At 71.7% G+C, this 24,538-nt stretch carries 22 protein-coding genes and 2 tRNA genes; 8 read left to right on the top strand and 16 right to left on the bottom strand.

Annotated features, from left to right (window positions below; translation table 11 throughout):
* Nucleotides 1–80 precede the first annotated feature (80 nt).
* The 4 genes from cysS to AABM36_RS04855 form a co-directional block, all read right to left on the bottom strand.
* Nucleotides 81–1,523 (bottom strand): cysteine--tRNA ligase, encoded by a 1,443-nt coding sequence (gene cysS, locus AABM36_RS04870; RefSeq protein ID WP_423447651.1) that lies wholly within the window; start codon nucleotides 1,521–1,523, stop codon nucleotides 81–83.
* 138 nt (nucleotides 1,524–1,661) lie between these two features.
* A complete protein-coding gene (ispF, locus tag AABM36_RS04865; RefSeq protein WP_423447649.1) occupies nucleotides 1,662–2,198 on the bottom strand; it encodes a 2-C-methyl-D-erythritol 2,4-cyclodiphosphate synthase in 537 nt (178 codons plus the stop codon).
* A gap of 136 nt (nucleotides 2,199–2,334) precedes the next feature.
* Nucleotides 2,335–3,075, bottom strand: coding sequence for a 2-C-methyl-D-erythritol 4-phosphate cytidylyltransferase (gene ispD / locus AABM36_RS04860; protein WP_423447647.1), 741 nt, complete (start codon nucleotides 3,073–3,075; stop codon nucleotides 2,335–2,337).
* A gap of 13 nt (nucleotides 3,076–3,088) precedes the next feature.
* Nucleotides 3,089–3,574, bottom strand: a complete 486-nt coding sequence (locus tag AABM36_RS04855; RefSeq protein WP_012398940.1) for a CarD family transcriptional regulator — start codon at nucleotides 3,572–3,574, stop codon at nucleotides 3,089–3,091.
* Nucleotides 3,575–3,771: 197 nt separating this feature from the next.
* On the opposite strand from AABM36_RS04855, the gene AABM36_RS04850 reads away from it, so the two are divergent.
* The gene (locus tag AABM36_RS04850; protein WP_423447645.1) at nucleotides 3,772–4,311 is read left to right on the top strand and encodes a hypothetical protein; all 540 of its coding nucleotides are present in this window, start codon (nucleotides 3,772–3,774) and stop codon (nucleotides 4,309–4,311) included.
* 165 nt (nucleotides 4,312–4,476) lie between these two features.
* On the opposite strand, the gene AABM36_RS04845 is transcribed toward AABM36_RS04850, so the two are convergent.
* A complete protein-coding gene (locus AABM36_RS04845) occupies nucleotides 4,477–5,157 on the bottom strand; it encodes a response regulator transcription factor (RefSeq protein WP_039101075.1) in 681 nt (226 codons plus the stop codon).
* The gene (locus AABM36_RS04840) at nucleotides 5,154–6,347 is read right to left on the bottom strand and encodes a sensor histidine kinase (RefSeq protein WP_423447643.1); all 1,194 of its coding nucleotides are present in this window, start codon (nucleotides 6,345–6,347) and stop codon (nucleotides 5,154–5,156) included. The genes AABM36_RS04845 and AABM36_RS04840 overlap by 4 nt, the downstream gene beginning before the upstream one ends.
* A gap of 222 nt (nucleotides 6,348–6,569) precedes the next feature.
* Here AABM36_RS04840 and phoU point away from each other — a divergent pair, with 222 nt between their 5' ends.
* Nucleotides 6,570–7,268, top strand: a complete 699-nt coding sequence (gene phoU, locus AABM36_RS04835; RefSeq protein WP_423447641.1) for a phosphate signaling complex protein PhoU — start codon at nucleotides 6,570–6,572, stop codon at nucleotides 7,266–7,268.
* A 73-nt stretch (nucleotides 7,269–7,341) separates the two neighbouring features.
* Here the strand turns inward: phoU and AABM36_RS04830 are convergent, their stop codons facing one another.
* Nucleotides 7,342–8,100 carry a phosphoglyceromutase gene (locus AABM36_RS04830; protein ID WP_423447639.1) on the bottom strand — a complete coding sequence of 253 codons (759 nt, stop codon included), beginning with the start codon at nucleotides 8,098–8,100 and terminating at the stop codon, nucleotides 7,342–7,344.
* Between the two features lie 67 nt (nucleotides 8,101–8,167).
* Here AABM36_RS04830 and AABM36_RS04825 point away from each other — a divergent pair, with 67 nt between their 5' ends.
* Complete coding sequence (locus tag AABM36_RS04825; protein WP_423447637.1) at nucleotides 8,168–8,959, top strand: class I SAM-dependent methyltransferase; 792 nt, start codon at nucleotides 8,168–8,170, stop codon at nucleotides 8,957–8,959.
* Nucleotides 8,960–9,056: 97 nt separating this feature from the next.
* Here AABM36_RS04825 and AABM36_RS04820 read toward each other — a convergent pair whose 3' ends face one another.
* Nucleotides 9,057–9,407 (bottom strand): DUF2516 family protein, encoded by a 351-nt coding sequence (locus AABM36_RS04820; RefSeq protein WP_039101070.1) that lies wholly within the window; start codon nucleotides 9,405–9,407, stop codon nucleotides 9,057–9,059.
* A gap of 9 nt (nucleotides 9,408–9,416) precedes the next feature.
* The gene (locus AABM36_RS04815) at nucleotides 9,417–10,547 is read right to left on the bottom strand and encodes a trans-sulfuration enzyme family protein (RefSeq protein WP_423447635.1); all 1,131 of its coding nucleotides are present in this window, start codon (nucleotides 10,545–10,547) and stop codon (nucleotides 9,417–9,419) included.
* 97 nt (nucleotides 10,548–10,644) lie between these two features.
* Between AABM36_RS04815 and tmk the strand changes: the two genes are divergently transcribed.
* The 4 genes from tmk to AABM36_RS04795 all read left to right on the top strand — a co-directional run bounded on the left by tmk (nucleotide 10,645) and on the right by AABM36_RS04795 (nucleotide 14,176).
* Entirely contained in the window at nucleotides 10,645–11,301 is a 657-nt protein-coding gene (gene tmk / locus AABM36_RS04810) for a dTMP kinase (protein WP_423447633.1), read from the top strand.
* Complete coding sequence (locus AABM36_RS04805; protein ID WP_423447631.1) at nucleotides 11,298–12,425, top strand: DNA polymerase III subunit delta'; 1,128 nt, start codon at nucleotides 11,298–11,300, stop codon at nucleotides 12,423–12,425. Before tmk ends, AABM36_RS04805 begins: the two co-directional genes overlap by 4 nt.
* A gap of 17 nt (nucleotides 12,426–12,442) precedes the next feature.
* Nucleotides 12,443–14,017, top strand: a complete 1,575-nt coding sequence (locus AABM36_RS04800; RefSeq protein WP_423447629.1) for an alpha/beta hydrolase — start codon at nucleotides 12,443–12,445, stop codon at nucleotides 14,015–14,017.
* Between the two features lie 86 nt (nucleotides 14,018–14,103).
* A tRNA-Thr gene (locus AABM36_RS04795) sits at nucleotides 14,104–14,176 on the top strand.
* 93 nt (nucleotides 14,177–14,269) lie between these two features.
* Here AABM36_RS04795 and AABM36_RS04790 read toward each other — a convergent pair.
* The 5 genes from AABM36_RS04790 to AABM36_RS04770 form a co-directional block, all read right to left on the bottom strand.
* On the bottom strand, nucleotides 14,270–16,864 hold the full coding sequence (locus AABM36_RS04790) for an HAD-IC family P-type ATPase (RefSeq protein ID WP_423447627.1): 2,595 nt from the start codon (nucleotides 16,862–16,864) through the stop codon (nucleotides 14,270–14,272).
* Between the two features lie 552 nt (nucleotides 16,865–17,416).
* Nucleotides 17,417–18,034: a hypothetical protein gene (locus AABM36_RS04785; RefSeq protein WP_423447626.1), complete on the bottom strand. Its 618-nt coding sequence runs from the start codon at nucleotides 18,032–18,034 to the stop codon at nucleotides 17,417–17,419.
* 46 nt (nucleotides 18,035–18,080) lie between these two features.
* Complete coding sequence (locus AABM36_RS04780; protein WP_423447624.1) at nucleotides 18,081–18,305, bottom strand: YbdD/YjiX family protein; 225 nt, start codon at nucleotides 18,303–18,305, stop codon at nucleotides 18,081–18,083.
* Nucleotides 18,305–20,590 (bottom strand): carbon starvation CstA family protein, encoded by a 2,286-nt coding sequence (locus AABM36_RS04775; protein WP_423447622.1) that lies wholly within the window; start codon nucleotides 20,588–20,590, stop codon nucleotides 18,305–18,307. Before AABM36_RS04775 ends, AABM36_RS04780 begins: the two co-directional genes overlap by 1 nt.
* Nucleotides 20,591–20,708: 118 nt before the next feature.
* Nucleotides 20,709–21,692 carry an NAD(P)H-quinone oxidoreductase gene (locus AABM36_RS04770; RefSeq protein WP_423447620.1) on the bottom strand — a complete coding sequence of 328 codons (984 nt, stop codon included), beginning with the start codon at nucleotides 21,690–21,692 and terminating at the stop codon, nucleotides 20,709–20,711.
* 224 nt (nucleotides 21,693–21,916) lie between these two features.
* Between AABM36_RS04770 and AABM36_RS04765 the strand changes: the two genes are divergently transcribed.
* Nucleotides 21,917–22,004: transfer RNA gene (locus AABM36_RS04765), tRNA-Ser, on the top strand.
* A 97-nt stretch (nucleotides 22,005–22,101) separates the two neighbouring features.
* On the opposite strand, the gene AABM36_RS04760 is transcribed toward AABM36_RS04765, so the two are convergent.
* Nucleotides 22,102–23,805, bottom strand: a complete 1,704-nt coding sequence (locus AABM36_RS04760; protein WP_423447618.1) for a phospho-sugar mutase — start codon at nucleotides 23,803–23,805, stop codon at nucleotides 22,102–22,104.
* The gene (gene deoC / locus AABM36_RS04755; protein ID WP_039101062.1) at nucleotides 23,805–24,461 is read right to left on the bottom strand and encodes a deoxyribose-phosphate aldolase; all 657 of its coding nucleotides are present in this window, start codon (nucleotides 24,459–24,461) and stop codon (nucleotides 23,805–23,807) included. The genes AABM36_RS04760 and deoC overlap by 1 nt, the downstream gene beginning before the upstream one ends.
* Nucleotides 24,462–24,538: the final 77 nt, after the last annotated feature.

The raw sequence follows: 24,538 nt of genomic DNA, 5'->3' as shown, positions 1-24,538 counted from the left end.
TCACTTCCGTGTCGGTCACGGGTCACGGCCAGAGGGCCGCCCCGGGGTGGTCGGCGATCTGGGTCCAGTTTAGGTCAGCGTCAGGATTCCACGGACCACGCGGAGCCCTGCGCACCGTCCTTGACGACGACGCCCGCGGCCGCCAGCTGGTCCCGGATGGTGTCTGCGAGGGCCCAGTCCCGGGTTTCGCGTGCCGCGGCCCGGCGCGCCAACAGGTCCTGCACGAGGGCGTCCAGTGCACGGTGCTCCGCGCCGCTCGCGTCCCCGGCGGCGTCGAGCGCCATGAGCGGCAGCAGCCCGAGGACGTCCGACATCCCGGCGACCGCCGCGACGAGCGGCTGCGCCGCGCGGTGCTCCCCCGCGGCGAGTGCCGAGTTGGCCGCCCGCACCGTCTCGTGCAGCACGGCGAGCGCGCGCGGGACGTTGAGGTCGTCGTCCATCACGGCCACGAACTCCTCGGGAACGTCCTGCGCGTCCCAGTCCAGGCCGAGCCCTGCGGCGCGGGCGGCGAGCAGCACGGACTCCACGCGCTCCACCGCGGCGGTGGCCTCCTGCAGGGAGGTGGGCCGGTAGTCCAGCACGGAGCGGTAGTGGGCCTGGCCCAGGTAGTAGCGCACCGCGAGCGGGCGCGCCTCGCGCAGCATGTCCTGCGGGGAGACCGTGTTGCCGATCGACTTGGACATCTTCTCGCCCTGGTACGTGACCAGGCCGTTGTGCAGCCAGAAGTTGGCGAACTCCCGGCCGGCGGCCGCGGACTGGGCGAGCTCGTTCTCGTGGTGCGGGAAGCGCAGGTCCAACCCGCCGCCGTGGATGTCGAAGTGGGAGCCCAGGTACTTGTCCGCCATCGCGGAGCACTCCAGGTGCCAGCCCGGGCGGCCGCGACCCCACGGGGAGTCCCAGGAGGCCGTGAGCGGCTCACCGTCCTTGTGGCCCTTCCACAGGGCGAAGTCCCGGGGATCCCGCTTGCCGCGGGGATCGGCGTCCGGGGCGTCCTGCATGTCCTCGACCCGCTGCCGGGTCAGCTCCCCGTAGCGCGGCCACGAGCGGACGTCGAAGTACACGTCCCCGGAGCCGTCCGTGGCCGGGTAGGCGTGCCCGGCGTCGATCAGCTCCTGGATCAGGGCGTGCATCTCGGGCACGTGGCCCGTGGCGCGCGGCTCGTACGTGGGGCGGTCGATGCCGAGCGCCGCGTACGCCTGCCCGAACACACCCTCGAAGCGGTAGGCCAGCGCCCACCACGGCTCCCGCGCGTGCTCGCCGCGGTAGTCCTGCTCGTAGGACGCGCGGGAGTTCACCAGGATCTTGTCGTCGATGTCCGTGACGTTGCGGACCGTGGTGACCTCCAGGCCGCGGAAGCGCAGCCAGCGCGCGAGCACGTCGAACACCAGGGCGGAGCGCACGTGGCCGATGTGCGGCGCCCCCTGCACCGTGGCCCCGCAGTAGTACAGACGGGCCTCCCCGGAGTGCACGGGGACGAAGTCCTTGATGGTCGCGGACGCGGTGTCGTAGAAGCGCAGAGTCACCGGGCCATTCTAGCGGGACGCCCGCCGCCCACGACGGCGCGAGGCGGCTCCCGGTGACCCTCCCCACCGTGCGGGCGGGGCGGGCGGCGTGGCCCCCCGAAAGCTTCCTGCCGCGCGAACTGCGGGCACCCCGGGCGCTCAGGAGGTGCGCACCACCAGGGCCGTGGCGATCGCCGCGATCCCCTCCCCGCGGCCCGTGAGCCCGAGGGTGTCCGTGGTGGTGGCGCTGAGGTGCACGGGTGCGCCCGCGGCCTCGGAGAGCACCGCGGCCGCCTCCTCCCGGCGGGGGGCGAACTTCGGGCGGTTGCCCACCAGCTGCACCGAGATGTTGCCCACCGTGAACCCGGCCTCCGCCACGATCCGCACGGCCTCCGCGAGGATCCGGCAGCCGGGGGCCCCGGCGAACTCCGGGCGGTCCGTGCCGAAGTGGGCCCCGAGGTCCCCCACCCCCGCGGCGGAGAACACGGCGTCCGCGGCGGCGTGGGCCACCACGTCCCCGTCCGAGTGGCCGCTCAGTCCGCGTTCCCCGGGCCAGTGCAGACCCCCGATCCACAGCGGGGTGCCCTCCGGTCCGAAGGCGTGCACGTCCACCCCAACCCCCACGAGGGGCAGGGGGTACGGGACGGCCGCGCGGGGCTGGGACGCGGCGGCGGGGTGAGCGGGTTCGTGAGACATGCCCCCATTGTCGCGGATGAACCGGAAGGGGAACGGAGGCGGCGGCTGTCACGTCCCGGCATCGAGTGCCGCTGCCAGCGAGCACCGGGTGGCGGGCGCCGGAGCGATGGCCCGGCGCGCCGGGCTCGGTTCGGCCTCAGACGCGCGAGTCCACCACGGCGTGCGCCAGCAGCAGGTCCAGGGGGCGGGTGATCTTGAAGGACTCGACGTCCCCGGCCACGAGGACCACCGCGTGCTCCGGGGCGTAGCGCTCCACCAGGCTGGCGTCGTCCGTGATGCCGGCGGGGTCCTCCGCGCGGCGGTCCGGCAGCAGCCCCGCGGCCTCGTTCACGCGCTCCAGCAGGGCGCGGTCGAACCCCTGGGGCGTCTGGACGGCCCGCAGCCCCGCCCGCTCCACCGTGCCGGTGCTGCACTCGTGGGAGTCCACGCCGCGCACGGTGTCCGTCACCTCGACCACCGGCACCACGGCCTCCGCGCCGTTCTGCAGGGCGGCAACCACCCGCTCGAACACGGCGGGCGGGGTGAGGCAGCGAGCGGCGTCGTGCACCAGGACCCGTGTGGCTCCGGGGGGCAGGGCCGCGAGGGCGCGGGCCACCGACTGTGCGCGCGTGGCACCGCCCGTGACCGCGTGCGCGCCACACCCGGCGGCCACGGCCGTGAGCTCGGTGTCGCCCGCAGGAACTGTGACGAGCAGCGCGGCCTCGGGAAGCGCCTCGCGCACCGTGGCGAGCGCGTGCTCCAGCAGCGGTCTCCCGCGCAGCGGCACGAGTGCCTTGGGCATGCCGTACCCGAGCCGCGTGCCGGAACCAGCGGCCACGACAACGACAGCGAGCCCGTCCGGTACGGACGGGCTCGCGAGGTCGTGGTGGTGCGTCACGGAAGGGCGGGGATCAGGCCGCGGACAGGATGTCGTCCAGGCGCTTCTCCGCCTCTTCCTCGTCGATCTTCTTGGCCAGCGCCAGCTCGGAGGTGAGGATCTGGCGGGCCTTGGTCAGCATGCGCTTCTCGCCGGCGGAGAGACCCTTGCCGCGGTCACGGCGCCAGAGGTCGCGGACGACCTCGGCAACCTTGAGGACGTCACCGGAGGCGAGCTTCTCGAGATTGGCCTTGTAGCGGCGGGACCAGTTGGAGGCCTCCTCCGCGTCCTGCGCCTGGAGGACCGCGATGACCTGCTTGAGACCGTCCTCGTCCACGACGTCACGGACGCCCACGAGGTCCACGTTCTCCGCCGGGACCTCGATCATGAGGTCCCCCTGGGTCACCTTGAGCCGGAGATACATCTTCTCTTCACCCTTGACGGTGCGAGTCTTGATCTCCTCGATGGTCGCCGCACCGTGGTGCGGATAGACGACCGTTTCGCCAACCTCGAAAACCATGCACAAACCCCTTTCAGCCCGCCAAGTCTACCACGGTGTATGATGCCCGATTCCTCGATCCCGGCCGCCCGTGGGGCGACCTGCGGCCACTGGAGACCGCGCCACGAGCGGCGCGGGGTTGCAGACGATCCGTGGCCAAACCGATAGACTGACCGGAGATTGAGTCCCACCGTCAGAGAGCCCGAGGAGTTCGTGCCGTGAAGAACGCCGCCCACAAGAAGTTGCAGCAGCTCGGACTGGGCGCGGCAGCGCTTGCCGTCCTGACCGGCGTGAGCGGATGCGCGTACATCAGCCCTCAGGCCACCGCGGACACCTACGCCCCCGCGGACGGTGTCCAGATGGACCTGGGAGACGTCCAGCTGCGCAACGTGCTCGTGGTCGCGGAGGACGCGGACTCCCAGGGTCGTGTGCTCGGCACCGTGATCAACACCGGTGACACCGCTCAGACCGTCACCATGGACGCGGACGGCGCCACGGCCACGATCGAGGTTCCCGCCAACCAGGAAGTCGTCCTGGAGAAGTCCAAGCCCGTGGTGCTGGACAAGGCCGGCGCGGACCCCGGCCTGATGGTGGAGACCTCGTTCACCGCGGACGGCCAGGACAGCAACGCCTCCGTGCCCGTGCTGGACCACACCTACCCGCGCTACGCCTCCTTCGTTCCGGGTGGCGCTCCCACCACCCCGGCCAACCCCTCCAACACCAAGGCCCCGGAGGGCCACTCCGAGGGCGGTCACTGACCCACCCGTGACGGCAGTGCTGCCGTGACCACCAGAGGGGTCGCACCCGCGCGGGTGCGACCCCTCTGTGCGTGTCCGGTGCGTTCGTGCCCATGCGCTCGTGTGCGGACCCCGTCCCTTCCGGGTCCCCGTCGTGCCCGGAGCCCGTGTGGACCTGCGGCGCGCTCAGGCCTCGAACTTGTAGCCCAGTCCCCGCACGGTCACGATGTGCTGCGGCGCGGACGGGTCCGGCTCCACCTTGGAGCGCAACCGCTTGATGTGCACGTCCAGGGTCTTGGTGTCCCCCACGTAGTCGGAGCCCCACACCCGGTCGATCAGCTGCCCGCGGGTCAGCACCCTGCCCGCGTTGCGCAGCAGCATCTCCAGCAGCTCGAACTCCTTGAGCGGCATGGCCACGGGCTCGCCGCCCACGTGCACCACGTGCCGCTCCACGTCCATCCGCACGGGACCTGCCGCCACCGTGGCGGTGATCAGCTCCTCGGGCTCGGAGCGGCGCCGCAGCACCGCCCGGATGCGGGCCACCAGCTCGCGGGAGGAGTACGGCTTGGTGACGTAGTCGTCAGCGCCGAGCTCCAGACCGAGCACCTTGTCGATCTCCGCGTCCTTGGCCGTGAGCATGATGATCGGCACCGTGGAGCGCTGCCGGATCTGCTTGCAGACCTCGGTCCCGGACTGCCCCGGGAGCATGAGGTCCAGGAGCACGAGGTCCGCGCCCGACCGGTCGAACTCCGCCACGGCGCGGACGCCGTCCGCCACGACCGTGACGTCGAAGCCCTCACGGCCCAGGAGATAGGCCAGGGGGTCGCTCAGGGACTCCTCGTCCTCCACCATCAGAATCTGGGTCACGCGCGTTCCTCCACTCGGTGTCTGCGGTGCGCGCCACCTGATGGTGGCGGCCCGTGCTGTTCGTCGGGATCCTCCATGAGCGGGATCTGGAGGGTGAACGTGGAGCCCCGGCCCGGTTGGGACCACACGGAGACCTCTCCGCCGTGCTGCGCCATCACGTGCTTGACGATGCTCAGCCCCAGCCCGGTACCCCCGGTCTGGCGCGAACGTGCGCTGTCCACCCGGTAGAAGCGCTCGAAGATCCGGTCCTGCTCGGTCTCCGAGATCCCCGGGCCCTGGTCCGTGACCGTGATCTGCGCCATGCCGTTGCGCTCCCGCAGCCCCACGCCCACCCGGGTGTGCTCCGGGGAGTACCGCACGGCGTTGTCGATGAGGTTGCGCACGGCCGTGACGAGCATGTCAGGGTCCCCGAACACCGGGGTGTCGATCCGCCCGCCCACCTTGACCTCGATGTGCTTGGTCTCCGCCGCCAGCCGGTTGCGGTCCACGGCCTCGCCCACGGTCCGGTTCAGGGTCACGGCGGTGCCCTTGGACACCACGTCCGTGCCCTGCAGCCGGGAGAGCTCGATGATGTCCTGCACCAGCGCACTCAGACGGCGCGACTCCCGCTGCAGGCTCGCGGCGAAGTGGCGCACGGAGTCCTGGTCCGCCGCCGCGTCCTCGATGGCCTCGGACAGCAGGCTGACGGCACCCACGGGGGTCTTGAGCTCGTGGGACACGTTGGCCACGAAGTCGTTGCGGATGGACTGCGCGCGCACGATCTCGGTCTGGTCGTCCGCGAGCAGCAGGATGTACTCGTCCGCAATGGTCACCACCCGGATGTCGAGCACGATCACACCCCGTTGCAGCTGACCGCGGGTCAGCTCCAGCCGCTTCTCCTCCACCACGCCGTTGCGCCGGGTGCTGCGGACCATGTCCAGCAGCTCCTGGTGCACCACGGTGTGCCCGCGCACGATGCCGTACGCGTACGCCGCCGGAGAGGCCCGGACCACGCCGTCCACACCGTCCACCACCACGTAGGCGAGACCGAGTGCCGCGAGGATCTCCGCGGTGCCCTCCGGCAGGGTGGGCTCCTGGACGTCCGCGTACGCATGACGACGGCGCTGGCTCACCCGCACGGCGATCAGTCCGCTGATGCCGAGCAGGAAGCCGATGAACCCGGCCAGCAGGGCAATCGTCGTCTCGCTCACGGTGTCAGCTTAGACTCCCGGGCCGGCGCGCAGCCCCTGATCGAACGGTCCGGCCGCCCGGTTCAGCCAACGTTCACCTGGGGATGGCGGCGCGTTCACGACCACCTGTGAACCTGGTGAGACGTGTGCGACGTCGTCGCACCGCTCCCCCGGTGGCACCCGACCCGTTCGAGACGCGTAGGCTACGGGACCAAGAACTGCCATGAACGAAAGGACGCCCCTGTGCGTAAGGTTTTCCAGGCCGAGCTCCATCAGGTCGGTGAAGAGCTGATCCAGATCGCCACGCTCGTGCAGCAGGCACTGGCCAGCGCCCGCACCGCCTTCCTCGACGCCGACATCCAGGTGGCCGAGGAGGTCATCTCCAACGACGCCCGCATCGACTTCCTGCAGAACGACCTGGACGAGCGCTCCATCGACATCCTGGCCCTGCAGGCCCCCGTGGCCTCCGACCTGCGCATGATCGTGGGCGCCCTGCGCATGAGCGCGTCCCTGGAGCGCATGGGGGACCTGGCCCGCCACCTGGCCCAGCTGGCCCGGTTGCGGTTCCCCGAGCCGGTTCTGCCCGAGTCCATGCGCGCCCACTTCGACGAGATGTTCGAGATCGACCTCAAGCTGATCTCCCGCGTGATCTCCGTGCTGGGCAACCGCGACATCAGCCAGTCGGACGAGATCTTCGCGCTGAAGTCGGAGCTGAACCTCAAGCACCAGCAGGTCTTCGAGATGCTCGCCGCCCCGGAGTGGGACTCCTCCGTGCCCACCGCGGTGGACGTGACCCTGGCTTCCCGCTACCTCGAGCGCATCGGCGACCACGGGGTCTCGGTGGCCCGCAAGGTGTCCTACCTGGTGACCGGGGACTGGGCGCCCGCCACGGACACCCACCCCACGGGCCACGGCCACTACGGCACCGACGCCGGGGAGTGACCCCGCGGGCCCCGGCCCGTTCTCGACGAAGGCCCCGCCCATTCGGGCGGGGCCTTCGTCATGGGGGTGACCCCTACTTCTTGCCCTGGTTGGCCACGGCCTTGATGGACTCCGCGGCGGCGTCCGGGTCGAGGTAGCGACCACCCGGGGTCACGGGCTTGAGGTTCTGGTCCAGCTCGTAGTAGAGCGGGATGCCCGTGGGGATGTTGAGCCCGGCGATCTCCTCGTCCGAGATCCCGTCCAGGTGCTTGACCAGGGCGCGCAGGGAGTTGCCGTGCGCGGCCACCAGGACGGTCTTCCCGGCCTTGAGGTCGGGGATGATCTGCTCCTCCCAGTACGGCATGAACCGCTCCAGCACGTCCTTGAGGCACTCGGTGCGGGGCAGGTTGGCCACGTCCGCGTAGCGGGGGTCCCCGGCCTGCGACCACTCGGAGGAGTCGTCGAGCTCGGGCGGCGGCGTGTCGTAGGAGCGGCGCCAGGTCATGAACTGCTCCTCGCCGTACTCCTCACGGATCTCGGCCTTGTTCTTGCCCTGCAGCGCACCGTAGTGGCGCTCGTTGAGGCGCCACGAGCGCTTCACGGGGATCCACAGCCGGTCCGCGGCGTCCAGCGAGAGGTTGGCGGTGTTCATCGCGCGGCGCAGCAGGGACGTGTGCACCACGTCCGGCAGCAGCTGGTTCTCGGCGATGAGCTCGCCACCCCGGGTGGCCTCGGCGCGTCCCTTTTCCGTGAGGGGGACGTCCACCCAGCCGGTGAAGAGGTTCTTCTCGTTCCACTCGGACTGGCCGTGGCGCAGGAGGATGAGCTTGTGGGTCGCTGATTCGTTAGCCATGGCTCCATTGTTCCACCCCTGACCACGCGGGGGAACGGGTGACGCGCACCGGACGTACAGTGGCCGTGTGCCCCTTCAGCAGCGCCCCGTGGGATCCGTGACCAGGGGCACCACCAACCCCAACCGGCTGCGCCGCGCGGACCGCTACCTCACGGGCGTGCTGGCCCCCGTACTCCGCGGCGCCGCTGACCCCCTGCTGGTGGACCTGGGATTCGGGGCCGCTCCCGTGACCACGGTGGAGCTGTGGGAGCGCGCCCGCACCGTCCGGCCGGACGTGGAGCTCACGGGGATCGAGATCGACCCGGTCCGCGTGGCGGCGGCACAGCCCCATGCCCGCCCGGGGCTCTCGTTCCGGCGCGGCGGTTTCGAGATTCCCACCGGCGCGCGGTCGCCGGTCTTCGTGCGCGCGTTCAACGTGCTGCGCCAGTACCCGGTGGAGGACGTGCCGGCGGCGTGGGACCTCGCGTGCTCCCGACTGGCGCCGGGCGGTGTGCTCATGGACGGCACGTGCGACGAGCTGGGGCGCCTCGCCACGTGGCTGTGCTGCACCGCGCAGGGACCGCAAAGCTTCACGGTCAGCATGCGCCCCGGTGCCTTCGCGCTGCCCTCGGACGTGGCCGCCCGGCTGCCCAAGATCCTGATCCACCGCAACGTGGCGGGTGAACGCGTCCACGAGCTCCTGGCCGCCGCCGACGCCGCCTGGCTGGCGAACGCCGCGCTGTCACCGTTCGGGCCGCGGCAGCGCTGGAATGCGACGTGCCGCGACCTGAAGGTAGCCGGATGGCCCGTGCTGCACGGACCCGCGCGATGGCGACTCGGTGAGCTCACGGTGCCGTGGGATGCGGTGGCGCCACGCTGAGCAGCGCGCCGCGCTGGCCCGCGAATGGACCCGCTGGTCCCCAGCGGGCCGGACGGACCGCGCCACCCGGTCGCTCAGCGGGGCGTGCGCGCCCGCGTCACCAGGAGCCGGGGTTCTTGGACTCCCCCGCCACGGCGGGGCGCACGTCCGCGAAGTACACACCGGCGATCGTGGCCGCGATGAGCATGAGGATCAGCGACCCGGTGCCCGGGATGCCCACCCGCAGGATCGACAGGGTGGAGAAGACCGCACTGAACACGGTGACCACCGCGGCACCGCCCGTGAGGGCGAGCCAGAAGGACTTGGTGCGCTTCCAGGCCCGTTCGAACTGCACCGGGGAGCGCCGCACGCAGTCGAGTGCCGCGAGGAGGGCGAGCACCGCCACCACCACGGTGATGGCGTAGTCCAGGTAGTTCGCCAGAGTGAGGGCCCACGGGTAAGAAGTCACGGGAGCAGTCTACCGACCGGCGAGCGCGTCGAGCCCCGCGGCGAGGTCGCTCCACAGGTCCTCCACGTTCTCGATCCCCACGGACAGCCGCAGCAGGTTCTCGGGAACGGAAGCGGGCTCCTCCGGATGGCGACGCCGTCTTTCGACGAGGGACTCCACGCCGCCGAGCGACGTGGCGGGGGTCCACACGCGAAGACCGGCGACGAGGCGCTCGGCCGCGGCGGCGTCGTCGTGCAGCACCATCGAGAGCACCGCACCGAAACCGCCCGTCAGCTGGGCGGCGGCACGCTCGTGGCCGGGATCGACCGGCAGGCCGGGGTAGTGCACCCGGGCCACGGCGGGGTGCTCCTGGAGCCTCCGGGCGAGCACCGCCGCGCTCGCCACGGCACGTTCGAGGCGCACCGCGAGCGTGCGCAGCCCCCGCAGGGCGAGCCACGACTCGAAGGGACCCGGGATGCCGCCCTCCAGCGTGCGCTGGGTGTGGAGCCGGCTCCGCAGCTCGGGCGACGCACACACCACGGCCCCCATGAGGACGTCCGAGTGCCCCGACAGGTACTTGGTGGCCGAGTGCACCACGAGATCCGCACCGAGGGCGAGCGGCTGCTGCAGCAGCGGCGTGGCGAACGTGTTGTCCACGCACGTGAGCACGCCCCGCGCACGGGCTCCCGCGAGCAGCGCGGGGAGGTCGGCGACCTCCAGCATGGGGTTGGTGGGGCTCTCGACCCACAGCAGATCCGCGCCGGCCAGCGCGCGGAGCACGGCGGTGGTGTCCGCGACGTCCACGGCGTGCACGGTGAGGATCCCGCGGTCCTGCAGGCGCCGGGCCAGCTGCAGGGTGCCCTGGTAGCTGTGCCGCGGCACCACCACGGTGCCGCCCACCGGCACGAGGCTCAGCGCCGCAGAGATCGCGGCCATTCCCGATGCGTGGGACAGCGCCGGACAGGGCGCGCCCTCGAGCTGCCCCAGGACCTCCTCGAACGCCTCCCACGTGGGGTTGGCGGAGCGCGCGTAGGAGCGGTCGCCGTCCGCGACCGCACCGGTCCCCCGGTACGTGGAGCTCAGCACCACGGGAGGGTTCACGGGGGCGTCGTACGTGGGCTCGGGGCGTCCGCCCGTCACCACCAGGGTGTCCTTGTGCATGCCCGCCAGCCTACGACCGCGGGCCCGCGGTGGGCGGCCTGCCCAGCCCCCTGCCCGGCACCCGGGGGTGTCGGGGGCGCTGGTTAGAGTGGTGCGCGTGAAGGATTCAACGCGCGGGGCGCTCATCGTGTTCGAAGGCGGTGACGGCGCCGGAAAGTCCACCCAGGTCGGCGCCCTCGCCCAGGCCCTGCGCGGCGCCGGACACGCGGTCACGTGCACGCGCGAGCCCGGTGGCACGCCGCTCGCCGAGGCCGTCCGGACCCTTGTGCTGGATCCCGCCCACGCCCCCGTCGACGCCCCCACGGAGGCCCTGCTGTTCGCGTCGGCCCGCGCGGACCACGTCTCCCGCCTCATCCGGCCTGCGCTGGAGCGCGGCGAGATCGTGCTGTGCGACCGCTTCGTGGACTCCTCCGTGGCGTACCAGGGAGCGGGGCGGGGCCTGGGCACCGAGCACGTGCTGGAGCTGAACCAGTGGGCCCTGCAGGGGCTGGTCCCGGAGCTCACGGTGGTCCTGGCCGTGGACCAGGCCACCGCCGAGTCCCGCCGCCGCCACCGCGGCGTGGCCGTGGACCGCATGGAGGCCGAGGACCGCGCGTTCCACCACGCCGTGAACGCGGCGTTCCTCGACCTGGCCGCCCGCAGCCCCGAGCGGTACCTGGTGCTGGACGCGGCCGAGCCCGCCGAGACGATCACGCGCACGGTGGCCGCTCGCGTGGCTCCGCTGCTGCCCGGGACCCCGGGAGGTGCGCGGTGAGCGTGTGGGACGAGGTCGTGGGGCAGCCCCGCGTGGTGGAGCAGCTGCAGCGCGCCGCGCGGGACAACGAGCCCACCCACGCCTGGCTGTTCACGGGCCCACCCGGTTCGGGCCGCTCCACCGCGGCGCGCGCACTGGCCGCCGCGCTGCTGTGCGAGCACGGCACGGGGTGCGGGCAGTGCCACGCGTGCCGCACGGCGTTCGCCGGCACCCACGCGGACGTCACCAACTTCGTCACGGAGAACCCCCGGATCAGCATCGAGGAGGCCCGTGAGCTCGTTGTGCGGGCCCAGGACCGGCCGTCCGTGGGCTCCTGGCGCATCATGATCGTGGAGGACGCCGACCGCATGACGGAGCGCACCTCCAACGTGATGCTCAAGAGCATCGAGGAGCCGCCCCCGCACACCATCTGGCTGCTGTGCGCACCCTCCCCCATGGACGTGCTCGTGACCATCCGCTCCCGGTGCCGCGCCGTGACGCTCAAGGTGCCCTCCGCCGAGGACGTCGCCCGGCTGCTCGTGGCCCGCCACGGCGTCACCGAGGAGCGCGCCGTGGAGTGCGCACGGCTGGCCCAGTGCCACGTGGGCGTGGCCACGCGCCTCGCCCTGTACGACGACGCCCGCACCCGCAGGCAGGAGGTCGTCTCCCTCCCCCTGTCCATGCGCGGGGTCACCCAGGCCGTCCGCGCCGCGGACCGGCTGCACCGCCTGGCCGTGGACGAGTCCGCGGCGGACGCCGAGGCCCGCAACGACGAGGAGCGGGCCCAGCTGCTCGTGTCCATGGGCGCCCCCGAGACGGGACGGGTTCCTCCCGCCATCCGGGGGGCGCTCAACCGTCTGGAGGCGGATCAGAAGCGCCGCTCCCGCCGCATCCAGACCGACACCCTGGACCGGTTCCTGATCGACCTCACCACGTTCTACCGGGACGTGCTGAGCGTGCAGCTGGACACCGGGATGCCCCTGATCAACGTGCACCTGAGCGGTCAGATCCACGGCTACGCCACCAACACCGCCGCGGAGCAGACGCTGCACACGATCGACGTGATCAGCGAGACGCGCCGGCGGATCCGCACGAACGTGAGCGCGCAGCTGGCGTTCGAGGCCATGATGGTCTCCATCGTCTGACCCGCCGAGAGGACCCCGTGAACCGCAGACTCCCCCACCGCGCGCTCGTCCTGCTGTGCGCGGCCGCACTGTCCCTGTCCGCGTGCTCGAGCGGGAGCACCGGGGCGTCCGACGCCGCCGGCAGCGCCGACCCGGAGGTCACGGCAGGCACGGATCCGGCGCTGACGCGGTTCTACACGCAGAGCCCGCAGTGGGGCGAGTGCGAGAAGACCTCCGAGCAGCAGGAGTTCCCCCGGGGCCTGGAGTGCGCCGGTGTCACGGTGCCCGTGGACTACGAGCACCCGGACGGTGGTGACACCACCGTGGAGATCGCGCGACTGAAGGCCTCGGACGGGGACGCCACCGGGACCCTGTTCCTCAACCCCGGTGGCCCCGGCGGCTCGGGCGTGGACATGATGGCGTCCGCGGACTACTTCTCGTCCAAGGACATGCGGAGGGAGTACGACCTCGTGGGCTTCGACCCGCGCGGGGTGGACCGCTCGGACGGCATCGAGTGCCTCACGGACCGTGAGATGGATGCGTGGCGCTCCGAACCCGCGTTCGACCCCGAGAAGCAGTCGCTCGACGAGCTGCGGGCGAGCTCCCGGGAGGTCGGCGAGAAGTGCCACCAGAACTCCTCGGCCGTGGTGTCCCACATGGACACCCAGAGCGTGGCCAGGGACCTCGACGTCCTGCGGGCCGTGCTGCAGCAGCCCACCACGCACTATCTGGGCTTCTCGTACGGCACGGAGATCGGTGCCACGTACGCCCACCTCTTCCCCGCCCGCACCGGACGCATGGTGCTGGACGGCGCGGTGGACCCCACCCTGGACGAGCAGTCCGCGGCCCTCGCACAGGCGAAGGGTTTCGAGGACAACCTGCGCCACTTCGTGGCCGACTGCCAGGAGACCACCAAGGACTGTGCCGTGGCCGGCGCGGACGTGGATGCCGGGATCTCCAGGATCCAGGACATGCTGGCCACCGTCTCCGAGGGGCACGCCAGGACGTCGGACGGACGCACCGTGACCGCCACGAACGCGATCGAGGGGATCCTGGTGCCCCTGTACTCCACCACCGGCTACTCCCAGCTGAACTCGGCGCTGCAGGAGGCCTTCGAGGGGAACTACGACGCCCTGATGGCCTTCAGCGACTCCAACCACGGGCGCAGCCCCTCCGGGGAGTACACCTCCAACGTGTCCATGGCCTTCACCGCCGTGAGCTGCCTGGACACGTCCTCGGCGGACGTGACCGACCAGCAGATGGAGCAGGCGGCCCGCGAGATGGCACAGCAGGCCCCCACGTTCGGCCCCTACCTGGGCTACGGGGCCGCGGCGTGCCAGGGCTGGCCGGACGAGCCCGTCACCCCGCTCGAGGACTACCGGGCGGACGTGGAGACCCCGGCCATGGTCATCGGCACGACCCACGACCCGGCCACGCCCCACGCCTGGGCCGAGTCCCTGACCGAGCAGCTCGGGGACGCCCGTCTGCTGACCCACGAGGCGTACGGTCACACCGCCTACACCTCCGGCTCCTCGTGCATCACGGACGCCGTGGACGACTACTTCCTCCGGGGCCGGCTGCCGGACGAGGGCACCGTGTGCGAGCAGAGCTGAGCTCGCCGCACACGTGTGATTGGTGGTGCCTGACCGGCATCTGATACTGTTTCGGCGTGCATCTGGGGTGTCCGCATCCCGGTCACGCCGCCTTAGCTCAGTCGGTAGAGCGATTCACTCGTAATGAATAGGTCGCCGGTTCGATTCCGGCAGGCGGCTCCCCCCGGCCCCGGGCAACTGTCCCGCGGCCACAGAACGGGCGGTTCCGAGGTGTTCTCGGGGCCGCCCGTTCTGCGTGTCCGGCGGGAACTGTCACTGCTGCTGCGCGTTCTCCGCCTCCCGGTACGCCTCCCGCTGCGTGCGCCGCAGCCACCGGGTGTGCACCCGGAAGTTGATCTCCACGAGCACGGAACCCGCCGCAGCAATCGCCAGCGACGCCCAGAACAGGGACTCGTGGGGAAGCTCGAACTGGTGGTAGGCCAGGGAGATCGGCACCACCAGGACCAGCACGAGCCCCGCGTACATGGCCAGCACGAGCGCGAGACGCACGGGCGTGAGTGGGCGGGAGCCCACGCACAGCACCCACAGGCCCACGAGCACGAGCACCATGAAGCTGGCGGTCTGGAACGCCTCCGTGCTGTGTGCGGGGTCCACGGTGCGCTCGTAGAAGTTCAGGCCCACCACGCAGAGCGTCACGATCGCCGCGCTCGGCAGCGCGAAGTGCAGGGCCCGGCGCAGGTACCCGGGGACGTAGCGGCGGGTGTTCGGGAGCATCGTGAGCACGAAGGCGGGGATGCCGATCATCAGCGCGTCCGCCGTGGAGTACTGGCGCGGCAGGAACGGGAAGGTCCAGGCCAGCAGCCCCAGGGCGAGCCCCATCATGACCGCGAAGCCCGTCTTGGTGAGGAACAGGTTGGTGACCCGTTCGATGTTCGCGATGATCTTCCGCCCCTCGCCCAGCACCGACGGCAGCCGGGAGAACTGCCCGTCCAGCAGCACGAGGCGGGACACGGCCTTGGTGGCCGGCGCGGCGTTGCCCATCGCGATCCCCAGGTCCGCGTGCTTGAGGGCCAGGGCGTCGTTGATCCCGTCCCCCGTCATGGCCACCACGCGTCCGCTCTGCTGCAGTCCGAGCACCATGTTCTTCTTCTGGTGGGGTGAGACCCGGCCGAACACGCTGTGCTCCAGCGCCGCGCGGTGCAGCTCCTCGCCGTCCTCCGGCAGAGTGCTCGCGTCCACGGCCCCGTGGGAGACGTCCATCCCGGCCGTGGCCGCGGCCGCCGCCACCGTGGCGGGGTTGTCCCCGGAGAGCACCTTCAGGTCCACGCCCTGCTCCCGGAAGTACTCGAGGGTCTGCCGGGCGTCCGAGCGCACCTGTTCCGAGAAGGTCAGCAGCAGCTGGGGTTCGTGCTCGGCGGGCAGCACCTGTGCGGCGCGCGGCTTCTCGTCCGCGTCGCCCCCGTCCGCGAGGACCAGGTGGGGCGCGTGGGAGAGCACCATGGTGCGCATTCCCGCGGCCGCCAGGGCGTGCGCGTGTCCTCGCGCCGCGTCGTGCTCCGGTGCCGCGAGCAGCACCTCCGGGGCGCCCAGGATCCAGGCCCCGCTGTCCGGGAACTCCACGCCGGAGAACCTGTTGGCGGAGGAGAAGGCGAGCACGGCCACCGGCGGCAACGGGTTCGGGTGCTCGAAGCCCTCGGCGAGCGCAGCGGCCGTGGGGTTGGCGTGCGGGTCCGCACCGAACCACGCGAGCGCAGCCGCGGCCTCGGGAGCGGGCGTCACCACGTCGGCAGCGCCCCGCCCGGGAACACGGTCAGCGCCGCCCAGGAGCGGCGTGACGGTGGTGGGCTCGCCGACGCCGCCGGGAGACGGGCGCGCCCCGGCCGTCAGGCTGCGGGCGGCGTCGAACGAGACCCCGCCCTCCGTGAGCGTGCCGGTCTTGTCGAAGCACACGGTGTCCACCCGGGCGAGCACCTCGACCGCGGGCTGCTCCTGGATCAGCACCTCGTCACGGGCGAGCTTCACGGCCGCCACCGCGAAGCTGATGGTGGTCATGAGCGCCAGACCCTGCGGAATCATGGACGCCACGGAGGAGACGGTCGCGACCAGGGCGTCCTCCCAGCCGCCCGAGGTGAACGCGTGCTGCCACCCCCCGGCGGCCTGCATCTGCCCGTTGAGCACCACGGCCACGATCGGCAGCAGTGCGATGGTGAGCCACCGCACCACACGGGCCAGCGAAGCCCGCAGCTCCGAGTTGATGGGCGCGAACTGCCTGGCTTCAGCGGCCAGCCGGGCGGCGTGCGAGGTCTCACCCACGGCGGTGACCCGCACTTTCCCCGCGCCGCCCGTGACGCTCGACGCGGAGAACACGTGGTCCCCCCGGCGCTTGACCACGGGGTCGTTCTCCCCCGTGAGCAGCGACTCGTCCAGGTCCAGGCCGTCAGCCTCGAGCACCACGGCGTCCACCGGGACCTGGTCCCCGCGGGAGAGCAGCAGGACGTCGTCGAGCACGATCTCCTCGAGGGGGATCCGAACGGCCGCACCGTCGCGGAGCACCCGCGCGGGGTCCCGGCGCAGCAGGGCGATCCTGTCCAGCTGCCGCTTGGCGGAGTACTCCTGGACGAAGCCGATCACCACGTTGCTCACCGCGGCCAGGCAGAACAGCAGATCCAGCCACCGGCCCAGCGCGATGATGACCGCCGCGCACAGTCCCAGCACCAGGTTGAAGAGGGTGAACACGTGGGTGCGGATGATGGCCCACACACTGCGTGACGTGGTGCTGGAGGACGCGTTGGTCAGTCCGAGGGCGATCCGCTCGGCAACGGCGTCCGAGCTGAGGCCTTCGCGGACGAGGACGCCGTCGTCGGCCGTGGCCGACCTGGGCGAAGCGCTCTGCGTCCGCTGGGACATGGTTCTCCTCGGGTCGGCACCACTACACGCTTCAGTCTATGAGCTCCGCGAACGCCCTCGGGTGAACTCTTGGCGCGGATGGGGCCCCGGGTACGGCCCCCGACCCCACCCGGCGCCACGCCGGGGAGCTCCGGGCCAGGCCCCACCCCGGTGCGGGCCTGTGGCGGCGGGCCCCAGAACCTCCGCACCGCGCGGACCCGGACGCACTGGAGACGCTGTGCTGCGCCACCGAGCCCGGCAACAATCGCCCCGGAACTACCGGAGCACAACAGTGTTTTATAAACTTGTGGCCAGGACGGTGCGGCTCAGGCGGCCGCAAGGTCCATCACAGGAGACACACTGGTGCCCCGGAGACGCTTCCCGATGACCGGAGACGGTCGAGGGCTGGAAGGGTCCCGGGGCACCGCTCGGACACGACCCGGCAGACCTTTCCAAAACCCCTGTCCGGCGCCTGAAGGATTCCCCTCTCGACGCCGCTCAACAGGTCCTTGCTCGACGGGCCGTCCCACCCACCGCGGTTCCGGGATGCACTCTGCCTCGGCGGTCCGCCGCTCAGCGCGCGGCTCGATCTCCCTGGTGGGCCGCCATGAGGGTCTCCGCCGAGACCACGTGCTCCTGCACCACCGCGAAGCGACGCTGGACTGAGCCGACCCCCGAGCTCGGTGAGTCGGGACGCCGCCCGGCCCCGGCGGCGTCGCCCACCGTGGTCGGCCCCGGCTGGGGGCCCCGCGCGCCCTCTGCAGAACCGGCCGCCCCGAGACCGTGCCCGCCCGCCGCGGAGTCGGGAGCACCGCAGCGCTGAGTGCCCTGCGCGGCGAAGCGCGCCATGGTCAGGGCCTCGGCCGTCTGCGCCATGGCGTTGCCGGCACGGGAGAGCTGGCGGTGGACGTCCGAGAGGTAGCCGGACGAGGAGTGCGGGATGTCCTGGGTCTGGGACGGAGCCCGGAGGTGGGCCTCCGTGCACACGGCACGCACCCGCGGCAGCAGGTCCGCGAGGTCGTTTGCCACGGGGACCGCGGCCTCCCGCAGCTCGGGGTCCCGCACGGACTCGAGGATCTGGTGGTATCGGTCCAGGCCCCGCTTGAAGCGGTCGTGCGCGCGGCGCCAGACGCCCTCCCCGAGCTCGCGCTCGTCACGGCGCGTGGCCCTGTACTCACCGAAGAATCCCACCGAAGCCTCTTTCCCGTGTCCGCCGGCAGCGGTCCATGCTATCCCCTCAGCAGCACCGCCCCTCGGGGTGCGCGTCCTGCCAGTCCTGGTAGTCGCGCCAGAACTCCCGCTCCGTCATGGGAGCCTCCGCGCTCCCGGTGGCCCGGTGGTACTCGAGGTAGCGCTCGTACTTGTCCGCGCCCAGCACGCCGTTGCCGAAGCGCAGCGCACGCTGCCACCAGGACGCGAGCACACCGCGCGCGGTGAGCTCCACCTCGTCGGCGCCGGGCATCAGTGGTGGCCTCCGCCCGTGGGGGTGCGCAGCTCAAGAGGCAGGGCCGCCCACTGCTTCTCGAGCGCCTTCTCGGACGGGGTGGCGATCAGGCCCGACGGCGCGTAGATCCGCGACTCGACGAAGGGGTCCTCGCGCGTGCGACGCTGGTGGCCCCGCAGGGCCTTGACCGTCTCCACCAAGGCCATCACCACCACGATGATCGTGAGCACCACGAACAGGATTGACAGGCTGCCCTGCACGAAGGTGTTGCGGACCACCGCCTCCATGGCCGCGACGTCCTTGGCTGCCCCGAAGCTGGTCTTGCCCTGCTCCAGGGCGTCCTTGACCGCGAAGTGGCTGGCCCAGTACCCCACCTTGGGATCCGAGGAGAAGATCTTCAGCCACGAGCCGGTGACCGTGACCACCACGTCGAACGCGAGCGGCACGAGGATGATCCAGAGGTACTTGAACCTCCCCATGTTCGCGGCGATCGCGAGACACACCGCCAGGGCGATGGCCGCCAGGAGCTGGTTGGCGATGCCGAACAGCGGGAAGAACGTGTTGATCCCGCCGAGGGGGTCGGTGACGCCAAGGATCAGGATGGAGCCCCAGCCCGCGACCATGATCGCGGTGGTCAGCCACGCCCCGAGACGCCAGTTGGCGTCCCGGAACTTGGGGAAGAAGTTGCCCAGGGTGTCCGTGAGCATGAACCGGGCCACGCGGGTTCCGGCGTCCACCGCCGTGAGGATGAACAGCGCCTCGAACATGATGGCGAAGTGGTACCAGAAGCTCATCATGGAGGCACCACCGAACCACTGGTTCATGATGTGGGCCAGGCCCACCGCCAGGGTGGGGGCGCCGCCCGTGCGGGAGACGATGGACTCCTCGCCCACGGCCTCGGCCGTTCCCTGGAGCATCTCTGGGGTCACGTGCACGCCGGAGAGCCCGAGGGAGTTCACGTAGGCCGCCGCGCCCTCCACGGTGCCCATGGTGGCGGCCGGTGAGGCGTTCATGGCGAAGTAGATGCCGCGGTCGATCGACACCGCGGCCACGAGCGCCATGATCGCCACGAAGGACTCCATGAGCATGCCGCCGTAGCCCACGAACCGCGCCTGGCGCTCCTTCTCGATCATCTTGGGGGTCGTTCCGGAGGCGATCAGGGCGTGGAATCCGGAGAGCGCTCCACACGCGATGGTCACGAACAGGAACGGGAACAGCGAGCCCGTGAAGGCCGGCCCGTCCGTGCGGCTCGCGAACTCACTGACGGCCGGCGTGGTGATCTCGGGCCGCACCACCACGATGGCCACGGCGAGCAGCGCGATGGTGCCCACCTTCATGAAGGTGGAGAGGTAGTCGCGCGGGGATAGCAGCAGCCACACGGGCAGCACGGCGGCCACGAAGCCGTAGCCGATCACGCACCACGCGAGGGTGAGCCGGTCCAGGGTGAACAGCTGGACACCCAGCTCGGTGTTGGCCACCCAGCCGCCGCCCACAATGGCGGCCATGAGGAGCACGAACCCGATCACGGAGATCTCCATGACCTTGCCGGGGCGCAGGTAGCGCAGGTACACGCCCATGAACAGGGCGATGGGAATGGTCATGCCCACCGAGAACACACCCCACGGGGACTCGCCCAGCGAGTTGACCACCACGAGGGCCAGGATGGCCACGATGATGACCATGATCGCGAGCGTGGCCACGATCGCGGCGTAGCCACCGACCACGCCCAGCTCCTCACGGGCCATCTGGCCGAGGGAGCGCCCGCCCCGGCGCATGGAGAAGAACAGCACCAGGTAGTCCTGGACCGCACCGGCCAGGATGACGCCCACGATGATCCAGATGGTTCCCGGCAGGTAGCCCATCTGCGCGGCGAGCACGGGCCCCACGAGCGGTCCCGCGCCCGCGATCGCGGCGAAGTGGTGCCCGTAGAGCACCCGCCGGTCCGTGGGCATGTAGTCCTTGCCGTTGGCGTGGTACTCCGCCGGGGTCGCGCGCCGGTCGTCCGGCCGGGTCAGCTTCATCTCGATGAACTTGGAGTAGAAGCGGTACGCGATGAAGTAGCTGCACACGGCCGCGAACACGAACCAGATCGCGTTGATGGACTCCTCGCGCGCGAACGCGATCATGGACCAGGCCACTCCGCCGAGCAGGGCCACACCCACCCACAGGGCGATCCGCAGCGGGGTCCACCGGGTCTGTTCGCGGTCCAGGACCTCGGGGTCCACGTGGTTGGGCGGGAGATCGGCGTGGCTCTCGTCCGCCGGGCGGGGTGCTCCCGCCGCCTGGTGGTGTGTGGTGCTCATGGGGAAGGCTCCGAACGTCGTGCCAACACGCTGGGAAACGCGTGTGATGGTGCGCACGATTGTATGCGAGCCGCGCCACGTGCCCGCCCAGGCGGCTCCGCCCGGCGCCGCCCACGCGTCACATGCTCAGCAGCACCTTGCCCACGTGGGAGCCGCTGTCGAAGTACTCGTGGGCCTCGCGCACCCGGTCGAGGGGGAACACGCGGGACACGAGGGGCCGCACGGCCCCGGAGGCCAGCAGCGGCCAGACGTGCTCACGCACCGCGGCCATGATCGCCGCCTTCTCCGCCGCAGGGCGCGCCCGCAGCGTGGTGCCGATGAGCGCGGCGCGCTTCTGCAGCAGCAGGCCCACGTTCAGCTCCCCCTTGGCACCGCCCTGCATGCCGATGACCACGATCCGCCCGTTCGTGGCCAGCGCCCGGAGGTTGGGTTCCAGGTAGTTGGCGCCCACGACGTCCAGGATCACGTCCGCCCCGCGGCCGTCGGTGAGTTCGCGGACGCGGGCCACGAAGTCCTCGTCCCGGTAGCTGATCGCGGTGGCACCCAGCTCCTCCACCACCCGGGCCTTCTCCGCGCTGCCCACGGTGGCCAGCACCCGCATGCCCAGGGCCCGCGCCACCTGGATCGCGTGCGTGCCGATCCCGCCGGCACCGCCATGCACCAGGAGGGTCTCGCCCTCGCGCGCGGCGGCGGCCATGAACACGTTGGAGAACACCGTGGCGGCCACCTCCGGCAGCCCCGCGGCCGCCACCGGGTCCACGCCCTCGGGCAGCGGGAGCACCTGCTCCCACGGGGCCACCGCGCGCTCGGCGTAGCCCCCGGAGTCCACGAGTGCGACCACGCGGTCCCCCACGGCGAAGCCCGCCGTCTCCGGAACCTGCTCCCCGAGGTCCAGCACGGTTCCGGAGACCTCCAGACCGAACACGTCCGTGGCATCCTGGGGCACCGGGTAGTGGCCCTGCCGCTGCAGCACGTCCGCGCGGTTCAGCCCGGCGGCGGCCACCTCGATCAGCACCCCACCGGGCGTCAGCTCCGGTTCCGCCACCTCGGTGACCTCCAGGACCTCGGGGCCCCCGGACCGCAGATCTCGTACGGCTCGCATGGCTGCTTCCTCTCGCTCGTCGGCTCGTTCGTGCCCATCCTCCCGCCGGTGCCGCCGCCCGCGCCAGGGCACGACGCCGCTGTTCCCGCCTGGCGGACAGCCGCACCGTCCCGCGGGAGGGAACCGGGCGGCGTCGTCCCCGGGGTAGTGCGGTGGCACCCCGTGCGCGGCGCGTGGAATAATGGCCACTTGTCCGAGACCGCCCCGCGCGGAACCGGACGGAGGGAAGGTTGTCCGAGCGGCCTAAGGAGCTGGTCTTGAAAACCAGTGTGCGGTAACCCCGTACCAAGGGTTCAAATCCCTTACCTTCCGCGCAGCACGAAGCCCCTGTCCCCTGGAACTCCAGGTGACAGGGGCTTCGTCGTGGGCCGCGGTCACCGCCTCGGGGAGGCGGCGCCGGGCCCGGAACTCACAGACCCACGACCTCCCGCAGCTGCGTGCTGATCTGCTGCAGCCGCTGCGCGGCGTCCTCCCGCGGGACCACGCCGTCGTCCAGCACCGGGAGCACGACCTCCAGGTAGCACTTGAGCTTGGGCTCGGTGCCGGAGGGGCGCACGATCACGCGGTCGTCGGACTCGGTGCGCATGAGGATCCCCTCGGTGGGGAGCAGCTCGGGCCCTCCCTTGGCCAGGTCCACGAACTCCGCGATCGGGGACCCCGCGAGCTCCGTGGGCGGGTTCTCGCGCAGCCGCTGCATGCCGCGGGTGATGAGCGAGAGGTCCGCCACGCGGAACGTCAGCGGTGCCGTGGTGAAGAGACCGTGCACGTGGGCCAGCCGGTCCAGCTCGTCCTGGACCGTGGTGCCGCGCTCCTTGAGCCGGGCGACCAGCGAGGCGACGCGCACCGCGGTGGACACCCCGTCCTTGTCGCGCACGGCGGTGGGGTCGGTGCAGTAGCCGATCGCCTCCTCGTAGCCGAAGCGCAGACCGGGTGTGCGGGCGATCCACTTGAACCCCGTGAGCGTCTGGCGGAAGGAGAGGCCGTGGTGCTCGGCAATGCGCCCCAGCAGCCGACCGGAGACGATGGAGCACGCCAGGGTGTCACCCGGGCGGTCCGGATCGGAGGCGGCGTCCTCGCCGAGCAGGGCCCCGATCTCGTCGCCGCTCAGACGGCGCCAGTCGCGCAGCGGGTCCCCGGTGCCGGCGCCGGTGGGGATGGCCACCGCGCAGCGGTCGGCGTCCGGGTCCATGGCGATGGCCACGTCCGCGTCCTCCTGGGCCGCGAGCGTCATGAGCAGGTCCATGGCGCCGGGCTCCTCCGGGTTGGGGAACGCCACGGTGGGGAAGTCGGGGTCCGGCTCGGCCTGCTCGGCCACCACCGAGACGTTCGGGAACCCGGCCTCGTCCAGCACGCGCAGGGCGGTGCCCAGACCCACGCCGTGCATGGGCGTCAGGGCGATCCGGATGTCCTGGCCCTCGCCCGCACCGGCCCGCAGGGAGGCGGCGCGGCGGACGTAGCCGTCCAGCACCGCGTCCTCGGCGGTGGTCACCGACTCGGGGTCGCGCGGGACCTCGTCCGCGCAGGGTGCCGCCGCGATGCGCTCGGCGATCCGGGCGTCGTCCGGGGGCACGATCTGCACACCCATCTCGTCGTCGCCGTCCACGGCGCGGGCACCGAGGTACACCTTGTAGCCGTTGTCCGCGGGCGGGTTGTGGGAAGCCGTGACCATCACACCGGCGTCCGCACCGAGCTCACGCACGGCGTAGGCCACGAGCGGCGTGGGCAGCTGCGCGGGCAGGCGCACCGCCCGGCAGCCGGCCGCGGCGAACACCGCGGCGGCGTCGGCGGCGAAGTCCTCGGAACCGTGGCGGGCGTCGCAGCCCACCACCACGAGGGGCTCGGAGCCCACGCGGTCCACGAGGAACGACGCCAGCCCGGCGCTCGCGCGGATCACCACGGCGCGGTTCATGCGGGACTCCCCCGCACCCACCGCGGCGCGCAGCCCGGCGGTGCCGAACATGAGGGGCCCCTCGAAGCGGGACTCGAGGTCCGCCGCGGCGGCGTCGTCCCCGCCCTGTGCTTTGTCCAGCAGCGCGCTCAGCTCGGCGCGGGTGCGCTCGTCGGGGTCGTGGTCCAGCCACTGCTGGACGCGGTCTGCCAGCTGCGTGTTCATCAGGAATCCAGTCCTTCCAGTACAGAAGCCGTGCCGGAGAGCCCCAGGCGGGTGGCCCCGGCGTCGATCATGGCCAGCGCGGCCTCCGTGGTGCGGATGCCGCCCGAGGCCTTCACGCCCAGGCGGCCGCCGACCGTCTCGGCCATGAGCCGCACGGCCTCCACGCTCGCGCCGCCGGCGGGGTGGAAGCCCGTGGACGTCTTCACGAAGTCCGCCCCGGCGGCCTCGGCAGCCCGGCACGCGGCCACGATCTGCTCGTCGTCCAGCGCCGCGGACTCGATGATGACCTTCAGGACGGTGGGCTCGGGGCACGCGGCACGCACGGCCTCGATGTCCTCCTGCACGCCGTCCCAGTCGCCGTCCATCGCGAGACCGAGGTTGATGACCATGTCCACCTCGTCCGCGCCCTGGGCCACGGAGTCCGCGGCCTCCACGGCCTTGACCTCGGAGGGGTGGGCGCCGGAGGGGAAGCCGCACACGGTGGCCAGCTTCACGCCCTCGGGAAGCTCCACGTCCAGACGGGACGGCGAGACGCAGATGGAGTAGGCCCCCAGGTCAGCGGCCTCGCGGGCGAGGTCCGCGACCTGCTGGGCGGTGGACTCGGGCTTGAGCAGGGTGTGGTCGACCATGGCGGCCAGCTCTGCGCGGGTGATCATGTGGTTCTCCTCGGTGGTTTCGGGCTGCCGTGCGGTCCGCACCGGCAACGGTCGTGGAGCACGCCGCGGGCACGGCA

Source organism: Kocuria sp. KSNUG, from assembly GCF_049532735.1.
Classification (GTDB): domain Bacteria; phylum Actinomycetota; class Actinomycetes; order Actinomycetales; family Micrococcaceae; genus Kocuria; species Kocuria rhizophila.
This window is presented reverse-complemented; position numbering and strand designations above follow the sequence as displayed.